The organism is Cellulosimicrobium sp. GQ32 (genome assembly GCF_059758455.1).
The window spans coordinates 65144-78833 of sequence record NZ_JCAXEP010000005.1 but is presented as its reverse complement, the minus strand read 5'-3'; the positions used below and the strand labels follow the sequence as shown (position 1 = coordinate 78833).

10 protein-coding genes are annotated in these 13690 nt (G+C 73.2%); 7 read left to right on the top strand and 3 right to left on the bottom strand.

Going from position 1 to position 13690, the window contains the following annotated elements:
- Positions 1–38: 38 nt before the first annotated feature.
- Positions 39–662: a TetR/AcrR family transcriptional regulator gene (locus AC6CH9_RS09975; protein WP_498154742.1), complete on the bottom strand. Its 624-nt coding sequence runs from the start codon at positions 660–662 to the stop codon at positions 39–41.
- Between the two features lie 197 nt (positions 663–859).
- Between AC6CH9_RS09975 and AC6CH9_RS09970 the strand changes: the two genes are divergently transcribed.
- The 3 genes from AC6CH9_RS09970 (at position 860) to AC6CH9_RS09960 (ending at position 5756) form a co-directional block, all read left to right on the top strand.
- Entirely contained in the window at positions 860–3088 is a 2229-nt protein-coding gene (locus AC6CH9_RS09970; protein WP_498154741.1) for a glycoside hydrolase family 3 protein, read from the top strand.
- A complete protein-coding gene (locus AC6CH9_RS09965) occupies positions 3085–4371 on the top strand; it encodes an MFS transporter (protein ID WP_498154740.1) in 1287 nt (428 codons plus the stop codon). Before AC6CH9_RS09970 ends, AC6CH9_RS09965 begins: the two co-directional genes overlap by 4 nt.
- 107 nt (positions 4372–4478) lie before the next feature.
- Entirely contained in the window at positions 4479–5756 is a 1278-nt protein-coding gene (locus tag AC6CH9_RS09960) for an NYN domain-containing protein (protein WP_375823365.1), read from the top strand.
- Between the two features lie 67 nt (positions 5757–5823).
- Here AC6CH9_RS09960 and AC6CH9_RS09955 read toward each other — a convergent pair whose 3' ends face one another.
- Positions 5824–6666, bottom strand: coding sequence for an alpha/beta fold hydrolase (locus AC6CH9_RS09955; protein WP_498154739.1), 843 nt, complete (start codon positions 6664–6666; stop codon positions 5824–5826).
- Between the two features lie 110 nt (positions 6667–6776).
- On the opposite strand from AC6CH9_RS09955, the gene AC6CH9_RS09950 reads away from it, so the two are divergent.
- Both AC6CH9_RS09950 and AC6CH9_RS09945 read left to right on the top strand, forming a co-directional pair.
- Complete coding sequence (locus AC6CH9_RS09950) at positions 6777–7346, top strand: TetR/AcrR family transcriptional regulator (protein WP_498154944.1); 570 nt, start codon at positions 6777–6779, stop codon at positions 7344–7346.
- Between the two features lie 236 nt (positions 7347–7582).
- The gene (locus AC6CH9_RS09945; RefSeq protein WP_498154738.1) at positions 7583–8908 is read left to right on the top strand and encodes a ricin-type beta-trefoil lectin domain protein; all 1326 of its coding nucleotides are present in this window, start codon (positions 7583–7585) and stop codon (positions 8906–8908) included.
- A gap of 89 nt (positions 8909–8997) precedes the next feature.
- Here AC6CH9_RS09945 and AC6CH9_RS09940 read toward each other — a convergent pair whose 3' ends face one another.
- Positions 8998–10203, bottom strand: coding sequence for a cation:proton antiporter (locus tag AC6CH9_RS09940; protein ID WP_498154737.1), 1206 nt, complete (start codon positions 10201–10203; stop codon positions 8998–9000).
- Between the two features lie 235 nt (positions 10204–10438).
- Between AC6CH9_RS09940 and AC6CH9_RS09935 the strand changes: the two genes are divergently transcribed.
- Both AC6CH9_RS09935 and AC6CH9_RS09930 read left to right on the top strand, forming a co-directional pair.
- Complete coding sequence (locus AC6CH9_RS09935) at positions 10439–11803, top strand: 8-oxoguanine deaminase (RefSeq protein WP_498154736.1); 1365 nt, start codon at positions 10439–10441, stop codon at positions 11801–11803.
- Positions 11804–12001: 198 nt separating this feature from the next.
- On the top strand, positions 12002–13654 hold the full coding sequence (locus tag AC6CH9_RS09930; protein ID WP_498154735.1) for a nucleobase:cation symporter-2 family protein: 1653 nt from the start codon (positions 12002–12004) through the stop codon (positions 13652–13654).
- Positions 13655–13690 lie beyond the last annotated feature (36 nt).

The window sequence follows — 13690 nt, the reverse complement described above, 5'->3', positions numbered from 1 at the left end:
ATCGTACACAGGATGTGTACGGCCGTACACATCGCGGGTCAGCGCCCGGCGAGGAGCCTCTCGGCGAAGGCGTCCCACTCGGCGACCAGGTCCACCGTCGTGGGGGAGCGCAGCCAGCGGAGCTGGAGCCCGTCCATCGCGGCGAGCGTCTCGCGGGCCGTCGTCACGACGGCGGCGCCCGGGGCGCGGTCGGTGCGGGCCGCGCGGGAGAACAGGTCCATGACCCATTCCTCGCGCTGCTGGAAGTAGGCGTAGGCCGGGTGCGATTCGTCGAGGGACTCGCCCTGGAGCACCGTGTAGAGGCGCACGATCTCCGGTTGGGTGGCGTTGCGGGCGACGAGCGCGGCGCACAGGTCGCGGAGCCCGACGGGCAGCGGGTCGTCGTCGATGGCGGTCACGGGGATCGCGAGGCGCTCGGCGAGCGCGGCCATGTCGACCGCGTCGCGGTGCTCGAGCACCGCGACCAGCAGGCCGTCCTTCGACCCCGCGTGGTGCAGGACCCCGGCCTCGGTGATGCCGCAGTCGAGCGCGACGTCGCGCAGGGTGAGGCCCCAGAACCCGCGCTCGGCGATGAGCCGGCTCGCGGACGCGAGGATCTGCGCGCGGCGGTCTGCCGCGGCCATGCGCGTGCGGGGTCGTGCGCTCCAGGGGACTGTGGTCATCGCTCCTCGTCGGGTCGTCGTCCGCCACTCTACGCCGGGGCGTCGCGGCAGGTCAGGCGAGTGGGAGAGCCCGCGGCGGTGGGCCGGATCGCGCCCGGGACGAAGGGCCCCTTGCCCGGGCGGCTGCCACGATCTATCTTACCTAACACCTACTAGGTACTCAGTAACACTCACGACTCACGGACGAGGTGTGCAGGATGACGAGCGACGACGCCGCCGGGACGACGACCGTCCCGACCGACACGGGGGCCTTCGGCCTCGCGACCGACGAGGTGCGCGCAGGCGCGGACCCCGTCGCCCAGGCCCAGGGCCTGTACGACCGACTCACGGAGGACGAGCGGCTCTGGCTCCTCGACGGGGACCTGGAGTTCTGGAAGGGGATGCGCTCGTTCGTCGAGGACGGCTACAACGTCTTCCCCTACGTGATGGGCGCCGTGGACCGCCTCGGCATCCCCGGGATCCGGTTCGTCGACGGACCGCGCGGGTGCGTCGTCGGCCGTTCGACGGCGTTTCCGGTCTCCATGGCGCGCGGTGCCACGTGGGACGTCGAGCTCGAGGAGCGAGTGGGGCGCGCGATCGGGGCGGAGATCCGCGAGCAGGGAGGTAACTTCTTCGGCGGAGTGTGCATCAACCTGCCACGCCACCCGGCGTGGGGCCGCTCGCAGGAGACGTACTCCGACCAGCCCGTGCTGCTCGGCGCGCTCGGGGCCGCGCTCACGCGCGGCGTCCAGCACCACGCCATGGCGTGCATGAAGCACTACGCGCTCAACTCGATGGAGAACGCGCGCTTCACCGTCGACGTCACCGTCGACGAGGCCACGCTCCACGAGGTCTTCCTCCCGCACTTCAAGCAGGTGTCGGACGCGGGCGTGGCCGCCGTCATGAGCTCCTACAACTCGGTGAACGGCGAGTGGGGCGGGCAGAACCCGTACACCCTCACCACGGTCCTGCGCGAGGACTGGGGCTTCGAGGGCACCGTCGTCACGGACTTCATCTGGGGCATGCGCGACGGGGCGAAGGCGCTCGCCGCCGGGCTCGACGTCGAGGCGCCGTTCCACCAGCAGCGCGGCGCGTGGCTGCGCGACGCCCTCGACGACGGCCACGCCACCTGGGCGGACGTCGAGCGCGCGGGCGTGCGCATCCTCGCGACACAGCTCCGCCACCACGCCGGGCGTGACGCCGCCGAGCCCCGCGGCACCGTGGTGAGCGCCGAGCACGTCGACCTGGCGCGCGAGGCGGCGCGGCGCGCCGTCGTGCTCCTCAAGAACGACGAGGCGTCCGGTGCGCCCGTGCTCCCGCTCGACCCGGCCGCCCTGCGTCGCCTGGCCGTCGTCGGCCGTCTCGCGGACGTCGCCAACACCGGGGACCACGGGTCGTCCGACGTGCGGGCGCCGTACGTCGTCACCGCGGTCGAGGGCCTGCGCGCCGCGATCCCCGGGGCCGAGATCGTCACGGCGGACCCGCAGCGGGGTGCCCCGGCGGCTGCGGAAGCGGCCCGCGGTGCCGACGCGGCCGTCGTCGTCGTCGGGTACACCGCCGCCGACGAGGGCGAGTTCGTCGACGGCTCCGTCGCGACGCGCGAGGACCTGCTACGCCTCTACCCGGACCCCGTCGACGACGCCCAGCGCGCCGATCGCGACGCCGTCATGGCCGCGATGGGCCAAGGCCTGAGCGTCGTGGGCAGCGGGACCGCCGGCGGCGACCGCCGCGACCTGCACCTGCGGCCCGAGGACGTCGAGACGGTCCGCGCCGTCGCGGCGGCCAACCCGCGCACCGTCGTCGTCGTGGTCAGCGCCGGTGCCGTGCTCATGGAGGACTGGGTCGACGACGTCCCGGCCGTCCTGCTCGGCTGGTACGCCGGCATGGAGGGCGGCAACGCGCTCGCCGACGTGCTGCTCGGCGCCCACAACCCGTCCGGGCGTCTGCCCTACCCGATCCCGGCGTCCGCGGACCACCTGCCGCCCCTCGACATCGACGCGACCGCGATCACGTACGACCGCTGGTACGGGCAGCGGCTGCTGCAGCGCGACGGCGTCGACGCCCTCTTCCCCCTGGGCCACGGGCTGGCGTACACGACGTACGAGGTGACGCGGATCGACGTCGGCACGGTCGACCGCGCCGCGGGCCGCGCCGAGGTGCGCGCGACCGTGCGCAACACGGGCGACCGCGACGGCCGCCACGTCGTCCAGGTGTACGGCTCGCGGGCCGACGGCGACCGTGCGGGCGAGCGCGAGCTGCTGGGCTTCGCCGTGGCGGACGTCCCGGCGGGGTCGAGCGTCACGGTGCCGGTGGCGCTCGACCTCACGCCCTTCGGGCGTTGGGACGAGCGCACCCGAGCGGTCGTCGTCGCGGCGGGCCCGGTCGTGCTCGAGGCGGCGTCGTGCTGGGGCGACGCGGGCGCGGCACGGGCGGAGGCGGAGCTGTGACCGCGACCGGACCCGGCGCCGTCGCGCCCGAGGTCGTCAGCGAGTGGTCCGGCACCGTCGAGGACGGTCAGCAGCCGCGCCGGCCGCTGCGCGTCGGCGTCGCCCTCGCGCTGGGCGTGGTGCTGTGGCTCGGCCCCTACCTGGGCGTCAACGCCGTCCTGCTCCCCGCGCGCGTCGCAGAGATCGCTCCGGCGAACAAGGAGGCGGTCGTCGCGCTCCTCGCCACGAGCGCGATGGTGGTCGCCACGATCGCGAACATCCTGTTCGGCGCGCTCTCCGACCTCACACGCTCGCGCTGGGGGCGGCGCACGCCGTGGATCGTCGTCGGGTCGGTCGCGTCCGCGGCGATGCTGCTCGTCGTGGGCTCGGTGCGCAGCGTCGGGCTGCTGGTCGTCGCGTGGTGCGTCTACCAGTTCTTCCTCAACGCGATCGTCGCGCCGCTCATCGCCGTGATCTCCGACCGTGTCGCCCCGCGTCACCGCGGCACGATCTCGTCCGTCTACGCCCTCGGGTACTCCGCGGGCCTCTACGGCGGGCAGATCGTGGGCGCGCAGTTCCTCGGCTCGCTCACCGGCGGTTTCACGGTCCTGGCCGCCCTGACCCTGCTCTCGGGCCCGGTCGCCGCCCTGCTCATGCGCGAGGGCTCGAGCCTGGGTATGGCCCGGCGCCGTCTCGACAAGCGGATGCTGCTGGACAACTTCTCGTTCCCCCGGCGCGGTGCGCGCGACTACTACCTCGCGCTGTTCGGGAAGTTCCTCATCATCGCCGCGACGTTCGCGATCTCCGGCTACCAGCTCTACATCCTCACGGACTACATGCGTCTCGGCGAGGACGAGACCTCGCGGTACGTATCGCTGGTGTCCTTGTTCCTCATGATCACGGCGCTCGTGATGTCGGCCGTGGCGGGCCCGGTCTCGGACCGCCTGCGGCGACGGCGGCTGCCCGTCGTCGTGGCGGCCGTGCTCGTCGCGATCGGCGCGTTCGTGCCGTTCGTGTCCGCCGAGCCCTGGACGATGCTCGTCTACGGGCTCGTCGCCGGCATCGGCATGGGCGCCTTCAACGCCGTCGACCAGGCGCTCAACGTCGAGGTGCTGCCCAATCCGGAGACTGCCGCGAAGGACCTGGGCATCCTCAACCTCGCCAACACGGGCGGGCAGATCCTCGGACCGGTCCTCGCGGCCGCCGCGATCACGGCGCTGGGCTACCACGCGATGTTCCCCGTCGCGGCCGCGCTGGCCCTCGTCGGGGCGGTGCTCATCCTCCTCATCCGCTCGGTCCGCTGAGCGGGGCAGCCTGACGGCCCGGGTCGTGCGCCGCGTGCGGTGGCACGTGACGCACGGCCCCGGGGTGCGGCGGCGGCGCGTCGTGGTCTGCGCCTAGGCTGGCGGGCATGGACACCGAGGAGCGCCTGGCCGTCTTCATCGACTACGAGAACCTCGCCCTGGGGGCGCGCGAGCACCTGGGCGGCATGACGTTCGACTTCGGCCCGATCGCCGACGCGCTCGCCGTGCGCGGGCGCGTGGTCGTGCGGCGCGCGTACGCGGACTGGTCGTACTTCGACGAGGACCGGCGCTCGCTCACGCGGCACCAGGTCGAGCTCATCGAGATGCCGCAGCGCATGGGCGCGTCGCGCAAGAACGCGGCCGACATCAAGATGGTCGTCGACGCGATCGAGATGGCGTTCGAGCGCGACTACATCTCGACGTTCGTCATGTGCACGGGGGACAGCGACTTCTCCCCGCTCGTCCACAAGCTGCGCGAGCTGAACAAGCGCGTCATCGGCGTGGGCGTCGAGAAGTCGACGTCCCGCCTCCTGCCGCCCGCGTGCGACGAGTTCCTCTTCTACGACAGGCTCGAGGGCGTCGACGTCCCGGACGAGCCGGAGCCCCGCTCGGTCCGCGGCTCGCGCACGTCCGGTGCGACGGCGTCGGGCGGGGCCAAGGCGAAGCGTTCCGGCGGGCGCACGTCCGGACGTCGCAAGGCGACCGAGATCGCCGAGCCGGAGGTCGAGACCCCGGCCGCGGCGGCGCTCGCGGAGCTCGGCGAGGCCGTCGGGCGCTCGTCCCGGCGGGGCGAGCCCGTCGTGACCGAGAACGCCGAGGTCGACGGCGAGACGACGCCCGTCGAGCAGCCGGCCGACGAGCCCGCGCTCGCCGCGACGACCCCCGAGGGCGACGACGACGCGCCGTCGGGCGAGGACGTCCCCATGGAGGTGCGCGTCGCGCAGACGCTCGCGGACCTCGAGGCGTCCACGAGCGGACCCGTCACCGCGTCGGTGCTCAAGCGCACGCTCCTGCGCAAGGACCCGACGTTCAGCGAGGCCGACTACGGGTTCCGCAACTTCGGCGAGTTCCTGCGGTTCCTCGCCGACCGGAGCTTCGTGGAGCTCGCGCCGGGACCCGCGACGGGCGACCCGGAGGTGTCGCTGCCCGCGCAGGGCGACACCGACCAGGCGTTCGCGCTCGTGCGCGACGTGGTCCGGGAGGAGGGCGGCTCGACCGTCCTGTCCGGCCTGAAGAACGCGATCCGCAAGAAGCGCCCCGACTTCAGCGAGAAGGCGCTCGGGTACCGCGGCTTCCTCCAGTTCTGCAAGGCGGCGCAGGCCGCCGGCGCCGTCGACCTGGCCTGGGACGACGACGCCGACGACTACCGCGTGTCGGTCGCCTGACGCTGAGCCCGACGACGGCCCGGGCGCCGGTCTCCCGGCGCCCGGGCCGCGAGGGCCGCCGCGGTGATCAGCGCCCGACGAAGGCGAGCAGCGCCTCGTTGACCTCGGCCGCGTGGGTGACGAGCAGGCCGTGGGGCGCGCCCTCGACCTCGACGTACTCGGCGTCCGGCACGAGCTCGCGGAAGCGGCGCCCGGTCGCGTCGATCGGGAGGATGTTGTCCTTCGTGCCATGCAGGATGAGCGTCGGCTTGCCGGCCGCGCGGACCGCCTCGACGTCGGCCCGGAAGTCCTCGATCCACGTGGGCACGACGGCGTACGCGGCGACGGGGGCGGACCCGATCGCGGTGATCCAGCTCGCGCGGACGGTGTCCTCGCTGATGCGCTTCCCGAGGTTCTCGTCGAGGTTGTAGAAGTCCTTGTAGAACTGCGTGTACCAGGCGTACCGGTCGGCGCGGGCCGCCTCGGCGATCCCGTCGAACACGGACTGCGGGACGCCCTCGGGGTTGTCGTCGCGCTGGACGAGGAACGGCTCGAGCGACGCGAGGAACGCGAGCTTGGCGACGCGCTCGTGCCCGTGGTTGTGGACGTAGCGGGCGAGCTCGCCCGTGCCCATGGAGAACCCGACGAGGATCACGTCGCGCAGGTCGAGCGTCTCGAGGACCGTGTTCAGGTCGGCCGCGAACGTGTCGTAGTCGTACCCGCTGCCGACCTTGCTCGACGCGCCGAACCCGCGGCGGTCGTAGGTGATCACGCGGTAGCCGGCGTCGAGGAGCTCGCGCTTCTGGAGCTCCCAGCTGTGCCCGTCGAGGGGGTAGCCGTGGATGAGGACGACCGGCTGCCCGGCGCCCTGGTCCTCGTAGTAGAGCTCGATGTCGGTGGAGTTCTCCTGCCCGACGGTGATGTACCCCATGGTCGTGCTCCCTTCGCGGAAGTCGGGAGAACGAGCGTTCTCCCGTTGGTCGCTACACTAGAGAACGATGGTTCTCAGCGCAAGTGGCGCGACGTGAACAGGAGATGACGATGCTCGACGACGTGAGCGCACGCACGGCGGTCATGGCCGCCGCAGACCGGCTGTTCTACGCGCGGGGCGTCCAGTCCGTGGGGATGGACGCGGTCCGCACCGAGGCCGGGGTGTCGCTCAAGCGCATCTACTCGCTGTTCCCGTCCAAGGACGACCTCGTGGTCGCCGTGCTGGCGCGCCGCACCGAGCAGTGGGACGCGGGGATCGCCCGCGCGGCGGCCGGCGCGACCACACCACGCGACCGGTTGCTCGCCGTGTTCGACTTCCTCGACGCGTGGTTCCGCGAGGACGGGTTCCGCGGGTGCGCGTTCATCAACTCGTTCGGCGAGCTCGGCGCGACGTCGCCCGCCGTCGCCGCGGCCGTGCGCGAGCACAAGGAGTCGTTCCAGCGGTACGCGCGCGACGTCGTGCGCGAGGCGGGGCTGCCCGACGACGTCGCGCTCCAGGTCGTGCTGCTCGCCGAGGGCGCGCAGACGACGGCGGCGATCACGCAGGACGTCGACGTCGCGTGCCAGGCCCGCCGGGCGGCGGAGGCGATCCTCGACGCGGCGGTCCCGGCGACGGCCTGACGCTCCCGGCGCTCTCGCCGACCGCCGTCGGCGCGCAGGGCCCCGCTGTCGGCCCGCGTCAAAGTGGGAGCGATCCCACGACACGCCGAGAGAGCGCTTGCTCGGCGTCTTCCCGCCACCGTAGGGTCGCGGACGGAGGGCCGAGGAACGGCCCCCGCCCGGTGCAGAGTCGCGCCGAGAGCACGTCGCGCACCGTGGCGAGACGCAGGCGGCACCGCCGCCGGACTGGAGGATCGATGGACCTCGCACGTCAGCGCTCCCTGCCCACCACCCCGCCCGTCGACCCACCCCGGACCCGGGACCGCACCACTCCTCGCGCGCGCCGCAGGGTCGCGGGCGCCGTCGTCGCCGCGCTCACCGCTGCCGCTGCGGCGCTCGCCGTGGCCGTCCCGGCGACGTCGGCCGCCGCCGCGCCGGGCGACATCATCTGGTCGGACGAGTTCGACGGCGCCGCCGGCTCGGCCCCGAGCCCCGCTCGCTGGAACCACGAGACGGGCGCCGGCGGCTGGGGCAACGCCGAGCTCCAGAACTACACGACCTCCCGCGCGAACTCGGCTCTCGACGGTCAGGGCCACCTCGTCATCACCGCACGTCGCGAGGCCGACGGGTCGTACACGTCCGCGCGCATGACGACCCAGGGGAAGTACCAGCCGCAGTACGGGCGCGTCGAGGCACGCATCCAGATCCCGCGGGGCCAGGGCATCTGGCCGGCGTTCTGGATGCTCGGCGGCAACCTCCCCGGGGTGGGCTGGCCGACGTCGGGCGAGATCGACGTCATGGAGAACGTCGGCTTCGAGCCGCACCGCGTGCACGGCACGGTGCACGGGCCGGGGTACTCCGGCGGCGCCGGCATCACGGGCATGTACCAGCACCCGCAGGGCTGGTCGTTCGCCGACGACTTCCACACCTTCGCCGTGGACTGGAAGCCCGGTGAGATCACCTGGTTCGTGGACGGCCAGCAGTTCCACCGCGTGACGCGCGCGAGCGTCGGCGCGAACGCGTGGGTGTTCGACCAGCCGTTCTTCCTCATCCTCAACGTCGCCGTCGGCGGGCAGTGGCCCGGGTACCCCGACGGCACGACCTCGTTCCCCCAGCAGATGAAGGTGGACTACGTCCGGGTCTACGACAACGGCTCGGGAACCTCGAACCCGCCGAACCCCGGGGGCGGCCTCCCGACCGGGACCGGGACGATCCGGATCGCGAACGGGTACTGCCTCGACGTCCCCTGGGGCCAGACGCACGACGGCAACCGCGTGCAGATCGTCCCGTGCAACGGCAACGTCGCGCAGTCGTGGACGCGGGGGAGCGACGGGACGATCAGGGCGCTCGGCAAGTGCCTCGACGTGAGCGGCAGCGGCACGGCGAACGGGACGGCGGTCCAGCTCTGGACCTGCAACGGCACGAACGCGCAGAGATGGGCCTACGACGCGGGGTCGAAGACGCTGCGCAACCCACAGTCGGGCCGGTGCCTGGACGCCGAGGGCGGCAACCCGCTCCACGAGGGCCAGCGGTTCGTGATCTGGGACTGCCACGGGTCGACCAACCAGCAGTGGACCTTCTGACCCGTCCGCAGCCGAGCGATGCGTCCGTGTCCGAGCGCTGCGTCCCCGGACGCATCTCTCGCCCGCGGACGCATCGCTCGCCCGGCGAGTCATCCGCCGGCGCGTTCCTCCGTCGGCGGGGGTGCGGACTCGCCGGCCTCCGGGGGGCGTGGGCCCAGCCGGCTCGCGACCATCGGGAGCACGATCACCGAGAGCACGCCCGCGCCCACGAGCGCCGCGCCGACGCGCGACGTCATCGCGCCCTGCTCGACCGCGATCTCCGTGAGCGCGACGAGCAGCGGCAGGGCGGTCGCGGCGTACAGCGCGGTCTGGACGCGCTCGACCGACGGCAGCTCGCGCCGGAACCACAGCAGCACGGGCCCGCCCCGCACGACCACCATGAGCATGAAGAACGTCAGCGGCAGCAGCGGCGACGCGACGATGGAGTCGATGTCCAGGCCCATGCCGGAGCTGACGAAGAACACCGGCACGAACACGCCCCACGCGACCGCGTCGAGCTTCTTCTCCAGCGCCTCGACGTCGCCCGGCGCCCAGCGCCGCAGCACCATGCCGCCGACGAACGCGCCCAGGACCGCGTCGAACCCGAGCCCCGCGGCGAGCGCGAGCAGCGTGACGAGCAGCAGCACCGTGAGGCGCAGCGTGCTCTGGCCCGTCCCGTGCTCCGCGGCGCTGAAGAGCCGGTCGCCGCCGAGCGCCTTGAGGCGCCCCAGCCGGCCCGGGAGCGCGGACAGCGCGATCGCGACGACGGCGAACAGGACGAGCAGGATCGCCGCGACGCCGCTCTCGCGCGTCCCGAGCAGCACCGCCATGGCGACGATCGGACCGAGCTCGCCCACCGCCCCGACCACGAGCACCGCGCGACCGAGCCGCGAGCCGAGCTGACCGCCGTCGCGCAGGATCGGCAGCACGACCCCGAGGGCGGTGGTCGTGAGCGCGATCGCCCCCGCTGCGACGGCGTGCGGCGAGTCGTGACCCACGACCACGAGGACGAGCAGCGCCCCGACGACGAGCGACGTCAACCACGCGGCTCCCGCCCGCCGCCCGACGCGCTCGCGCAGCAGGCTCGGCTCGAGCTCGTACCCGGCGAGGAGGAACAGGAAGCCCATGCCGAGGTCGGACAGGAGCGTGACGTCGTCGGGCGTCGCGAGGTCGAGCGCGGACGGCCCGATGAGGATGCCCCCGAGGAGCAGCACGACGACCTGCGGCACGCGCGACCGCACCGGCATGAGGCCCGCGAGCAGGGGTGCGAGCAGCGCGACCACGAACACCGGGACGAGCGGGGCGTAGACGTTCACGGGCGGGTCTCCGGGTGTCGGCGGGCGGCGGGTCCCAGGATCCCGCAGCGCCGCAGGTCGCGCGCGGCGGAGGTCCGCGTCGTCGTCCGCCGGGGTTGACGGTCCCTCGCGGCCCGGCCTACGGTCGGCCCAGCCGCGGTTCCCGCGGCACCTGGATCGGCAGACAGGACCACTGAGCCGGCGCACCGTGGCGCCGGAGCCGCGCCTCGGTGAGCACGAGCCACCAGGAGGCACCATGACCAGCACCCGCACCTGGGTCCGTGACCCGCTCGGCGTCTTCACCGCGGACGACTCCCCGGACGCGCCGGACGCGCGCGGCGGGGTCGTCGTCGAGGACGGGGTGATCGCCGAGGTCGTCGCGGCGGGCGCGCAGCCGTCCGCCCCCGTCGACGCGACGTTCGACGCCTCGCAGCACGTGCTCACGCCCGGGCTGATCAACACGCACCACCACTTCTACCAGACGCTCACGCGCGCCTGGGGGCCGGTCGCCGACGCCCCGCTCTTCCCCTGGCTCCAGCGCCTCTACCCGGTGTGGGCGCGCCTGACCCCGCGCGACCACGAGCTCGCGACGACGGTCGCGCTCGCCGAGCTGCTGCTCTCCGGCTGCACGACGGCAGCCGACCATCACTACGTCTTCCCGGCCGGTCTCGACGACGCGATCGACCTCCAGGTCGCCGCGGTCAAGCGCCTCGGGATGCGCGCGACGCTCACGCGCGGGTCCATGACGCTCGGCCAGGACGACGGCGGTCTGCCGCCGCAGTCGGTCGTGCAGAGCCTGGACGTGATCCTCGCCGACTCGCAGCGCCTCGTGGAGCGCTACCACGAGCGGGGCGCCGGGGCGCAGGTCCAGATCGCTCTCGCGCCGTGCTCGCCGTTCTCGGTGACCACCGACGCGATGCGCGAGAGCGCGGCGCTCGCGGAGGACCTCGACGTCCGCCTGCACACGCACCTCGCCGAGACGATCGACGAGGAGGACTTCTGCCGCGAGCGCTTCGGGATGCGCACGGTCGACTACCTGGAGTCGGTCGGCTGGCTCACGGACCGCGCGTGGCTCGGCCACGGCATCCACTTCGACGACGAGGAGGTGCGCCGCCTCGGGGCGGCGGGCACCGGCGTCGCGCACTGCCCGACGTCGAACATGCGCCTCGCGTCCGGGATCGCGCGGGCCGTGGAGCTCGAGGACGCGGGCGCGCCCGTCGGGCTCGGGGTCGACGGCTCGGCGTCGAACGACGCCTCGACGATGATCCTCGAGGCGCGCCAGGCGCTCTACCTCCAGCGCCTCAGGTACGGCGCCGACATCCCCGTGACCCGCGCGCTCGGCTGGGGCACGCGCGGGTCGGCGCGCGTCCTGGGCCGGGACGACGTCGGCGTGCTCGCCGTCGGCAAGCAGGCGGACCTCGCGCTGTGGCGCCTCGACGAGCTGCGCTTCTCCGGCTCCCACGACCCGGTCGCGGCGCTCCTGCTGTGCGGGGCCGACCGCGCGGACCGCGTCATGATCGGGGGCGAGTGGCGCGTGGTTGACGGCGCGATCCCGGGCCTCGACCTCGGCGCCCTGGTCGCGGAGCACTCGGCGGCGGCCCGCCGCCTCGTCGCGGGCTGACCCACCCACGAGGTGTCAGCGCCCGGTCGTGCCACAGGCCCGTGGGGTGCTGAGACCTTCGCGACAGCCTGAGCCGTGACCGTTCGGGCTGGCCACGCGCGAGTTGCCGGGAGGGACTTGACACACGTCACACATGGCGTTCGAATAGTGGAAGTAGTTTTCCGCCAAGCGGAACGATAGCTGACGAGGAGGTCCGCTATGAACGCGCGAGCCACGAGGGCCACGGACGGCGCCGAACGTCGTCCGGTACGCCCCGAGGACGAGCGGCTGCCCATCGGGTCGACGTTCGGGTACGGGTTCCAGCACGTGCTCACGATGTACGGCGGCATCATCGCCCCGCCGCTCATCGTGGGCGGCGCCGCCGGGCTGACCGGCGCCGAGATCGGGACGCTCGTCGCGGCGTCCCTCTTCATGGGCGGCCTCGCGACGATCCTCCAGACGCTCGGCATCCCGTTCTTCGGGTCGCAGCTCCCGCTCGTGCAGGGCGTGTCGTTCGCGGGCGTGTCCACGATGGTCGCGATCGTCAACGGCGGGGGAGGGATCCCGGGGGTGCTGGGCGCGGTGCTCGTCGCGTCGGCGGTCGGCCTGCTCATCACGCCGTTCTTCGCGCAGATCATCCGGTTCTTCCCGCCGGTCGTCACGGGCGTCGTCATCACGACGATCGGCCTGACGCTCATGCCCGTCGCGGCGAACTGGGCGATGGGCGGCAACGCGAGCGCGCCCGACTACGGCTCGGTGAGCAACATCGGCCTCGCCGCGCTGACGTTCGCGATCGTGATCCTGCTGTCGAAGGTGGGCAGCGGCACGATCTCGCGCCTGTCGATCCTCATCGCGATCGTCGTCGGCACGCTCATCGCGCTCGCGCTCGGCAAGGCGGACTTCTCCGGCGTGGGCGACGGTCCGGTCGCCGCGTTCCCGTCGTTCCTCGGCTTCGGCGCCCCGACGTTCGAGATCGCCGCGATCATCTCGATGCTCATCGTCATCCTCGTGACCCTCACCGAGACGACGGCGGACATCATCGCCGTGGGCGAGATCGTCGGTACCAAGGTGGACCGCAAGCGCATCGCCAACGGCCTGCGCGCCGACATGGCGTCGTCCGTCGTCTCGCCGTTCTTCGGCTCGTTCACGCAGTCGGCGTTCGCGCAGAACGTCGGGCTCGTGGCCATCACGGGCGTGAAGTCGCGGTTCGTCGTCGCGGCGGGCGGCGCGATCCTCGTGGTCCTCGGCCTGCTGCCGGTCCTGGGCCGCGTCGTGGCCGCGGTGCCGACGCCGGTCCTCGGCGGTGCGGGCGTCGTGCTGTTCGGCTCGGTCGCCGCGTCGGGCATCCGCACGCTCGCGAAGGTCGACTACTCGCGGCCGATGAACCTCATCATCGTGGCGGCGTCGATCTCCTTCGGCATGATCCCCATCGCCAAGCCCGACTTCTACGACCAGTTCCCCACGTGGTTCGGCATCATCTTCCACTCGGGCATCAGCTCCGCCGCCGTCATGGCGATCCTGCTCAACCTGCTGTTCAACCACGTCAGGCTCGGCAACCCGCCCGACCCGTCCGTGTTCGCCGCGGGCGCGGAGCACGGCGCGAGCTCCGTGGACGAGGACGACCTCGACGACCTCGAGGACGACGGCGTCATCAACGGCTCGACCCGACGCCCCGTGGCCGGCGACGCGACGCCTCCCGAGCCGGTGGCCCCGGCCGCCCCGGGCGACGGCCAGGACCGTGACGGCCGACCGGCCGACGGCAGCACCGGCGCCACGCCACAGCCCGCACCGCCCGCCGGGGCGACCGGCGGTGAGAGCACCACGCCGCGGCACCACGCCGTCGCGCCGCTCCCGCGGACCGCGACCCCGTAGTCGCAGGCACAGCGTCGTGCCCGACGCCGCCCCGCA

What these genes read in the sequence shown, in the direction of transcription:
- AC6CH9_RS09975 (WP_498154742.1), bottom strand. Translation starts at nt 662, where the DNA reads ATGACCACAGTCCCCTGGAGCGCACGACCCCGCACGCGCATGGCCGCG.
- AC6CH9_RS09970 (WP_498154741.1), top strand. Translation starts at nt 860, where the DNA reads ATGACGAGCGACGACGCCGCCGGGACGACGACCGTCCCGACCGACACG.
- AC6CH9_RS09960 (WP_375823365.1), top strand. Translation starts at nt 4,479, where the DNA reads ATGGACACCGAGGAGCGCCTGGCCGTCTTCATCGACTACGAGAACCTC.
- AC6CH9_RS09955 (WP_498154739.1), bottom strand. Translation starts at nt 6,666, where the DNA reads ATGGGGTACATCACCGTCGGGCAGGAGAACTCCACCGACATCGAGCTC.
- AC6CH9_RS09950 (WP_498154944.1), top strand. Translation starts at nt 6,777, where the DNA reads ATGCTCGACGACGTGAGCGCACGCACGGCGGTCATGGCCGCCGCAGAC.
- AC6CH9_RS09945 (WP_498154738.1), top strand. Translation starts at nt 7,583, where the DNA reads ATGGACCTCGCACGTCAGCGCTCCCTGCCCACCACCCCGCCCGTCGAC.
- AC6CH9_RS09935 (WP_498154736.1), top strand. Translation starts at nt 10,439, where the DNA reads ATGACCAGCACCCGCACCTGGGTCCGTGACCCGCTCGGCGTCTTCACC.
- AC6CH9_RS09930 (WP_498154735.1), top strand. Translation starts at nt 12,002, where the DNA reads ATGAACGCGCGAGCCACGAGGGCCACGGACGGCGCCGAACGTCGTCCG.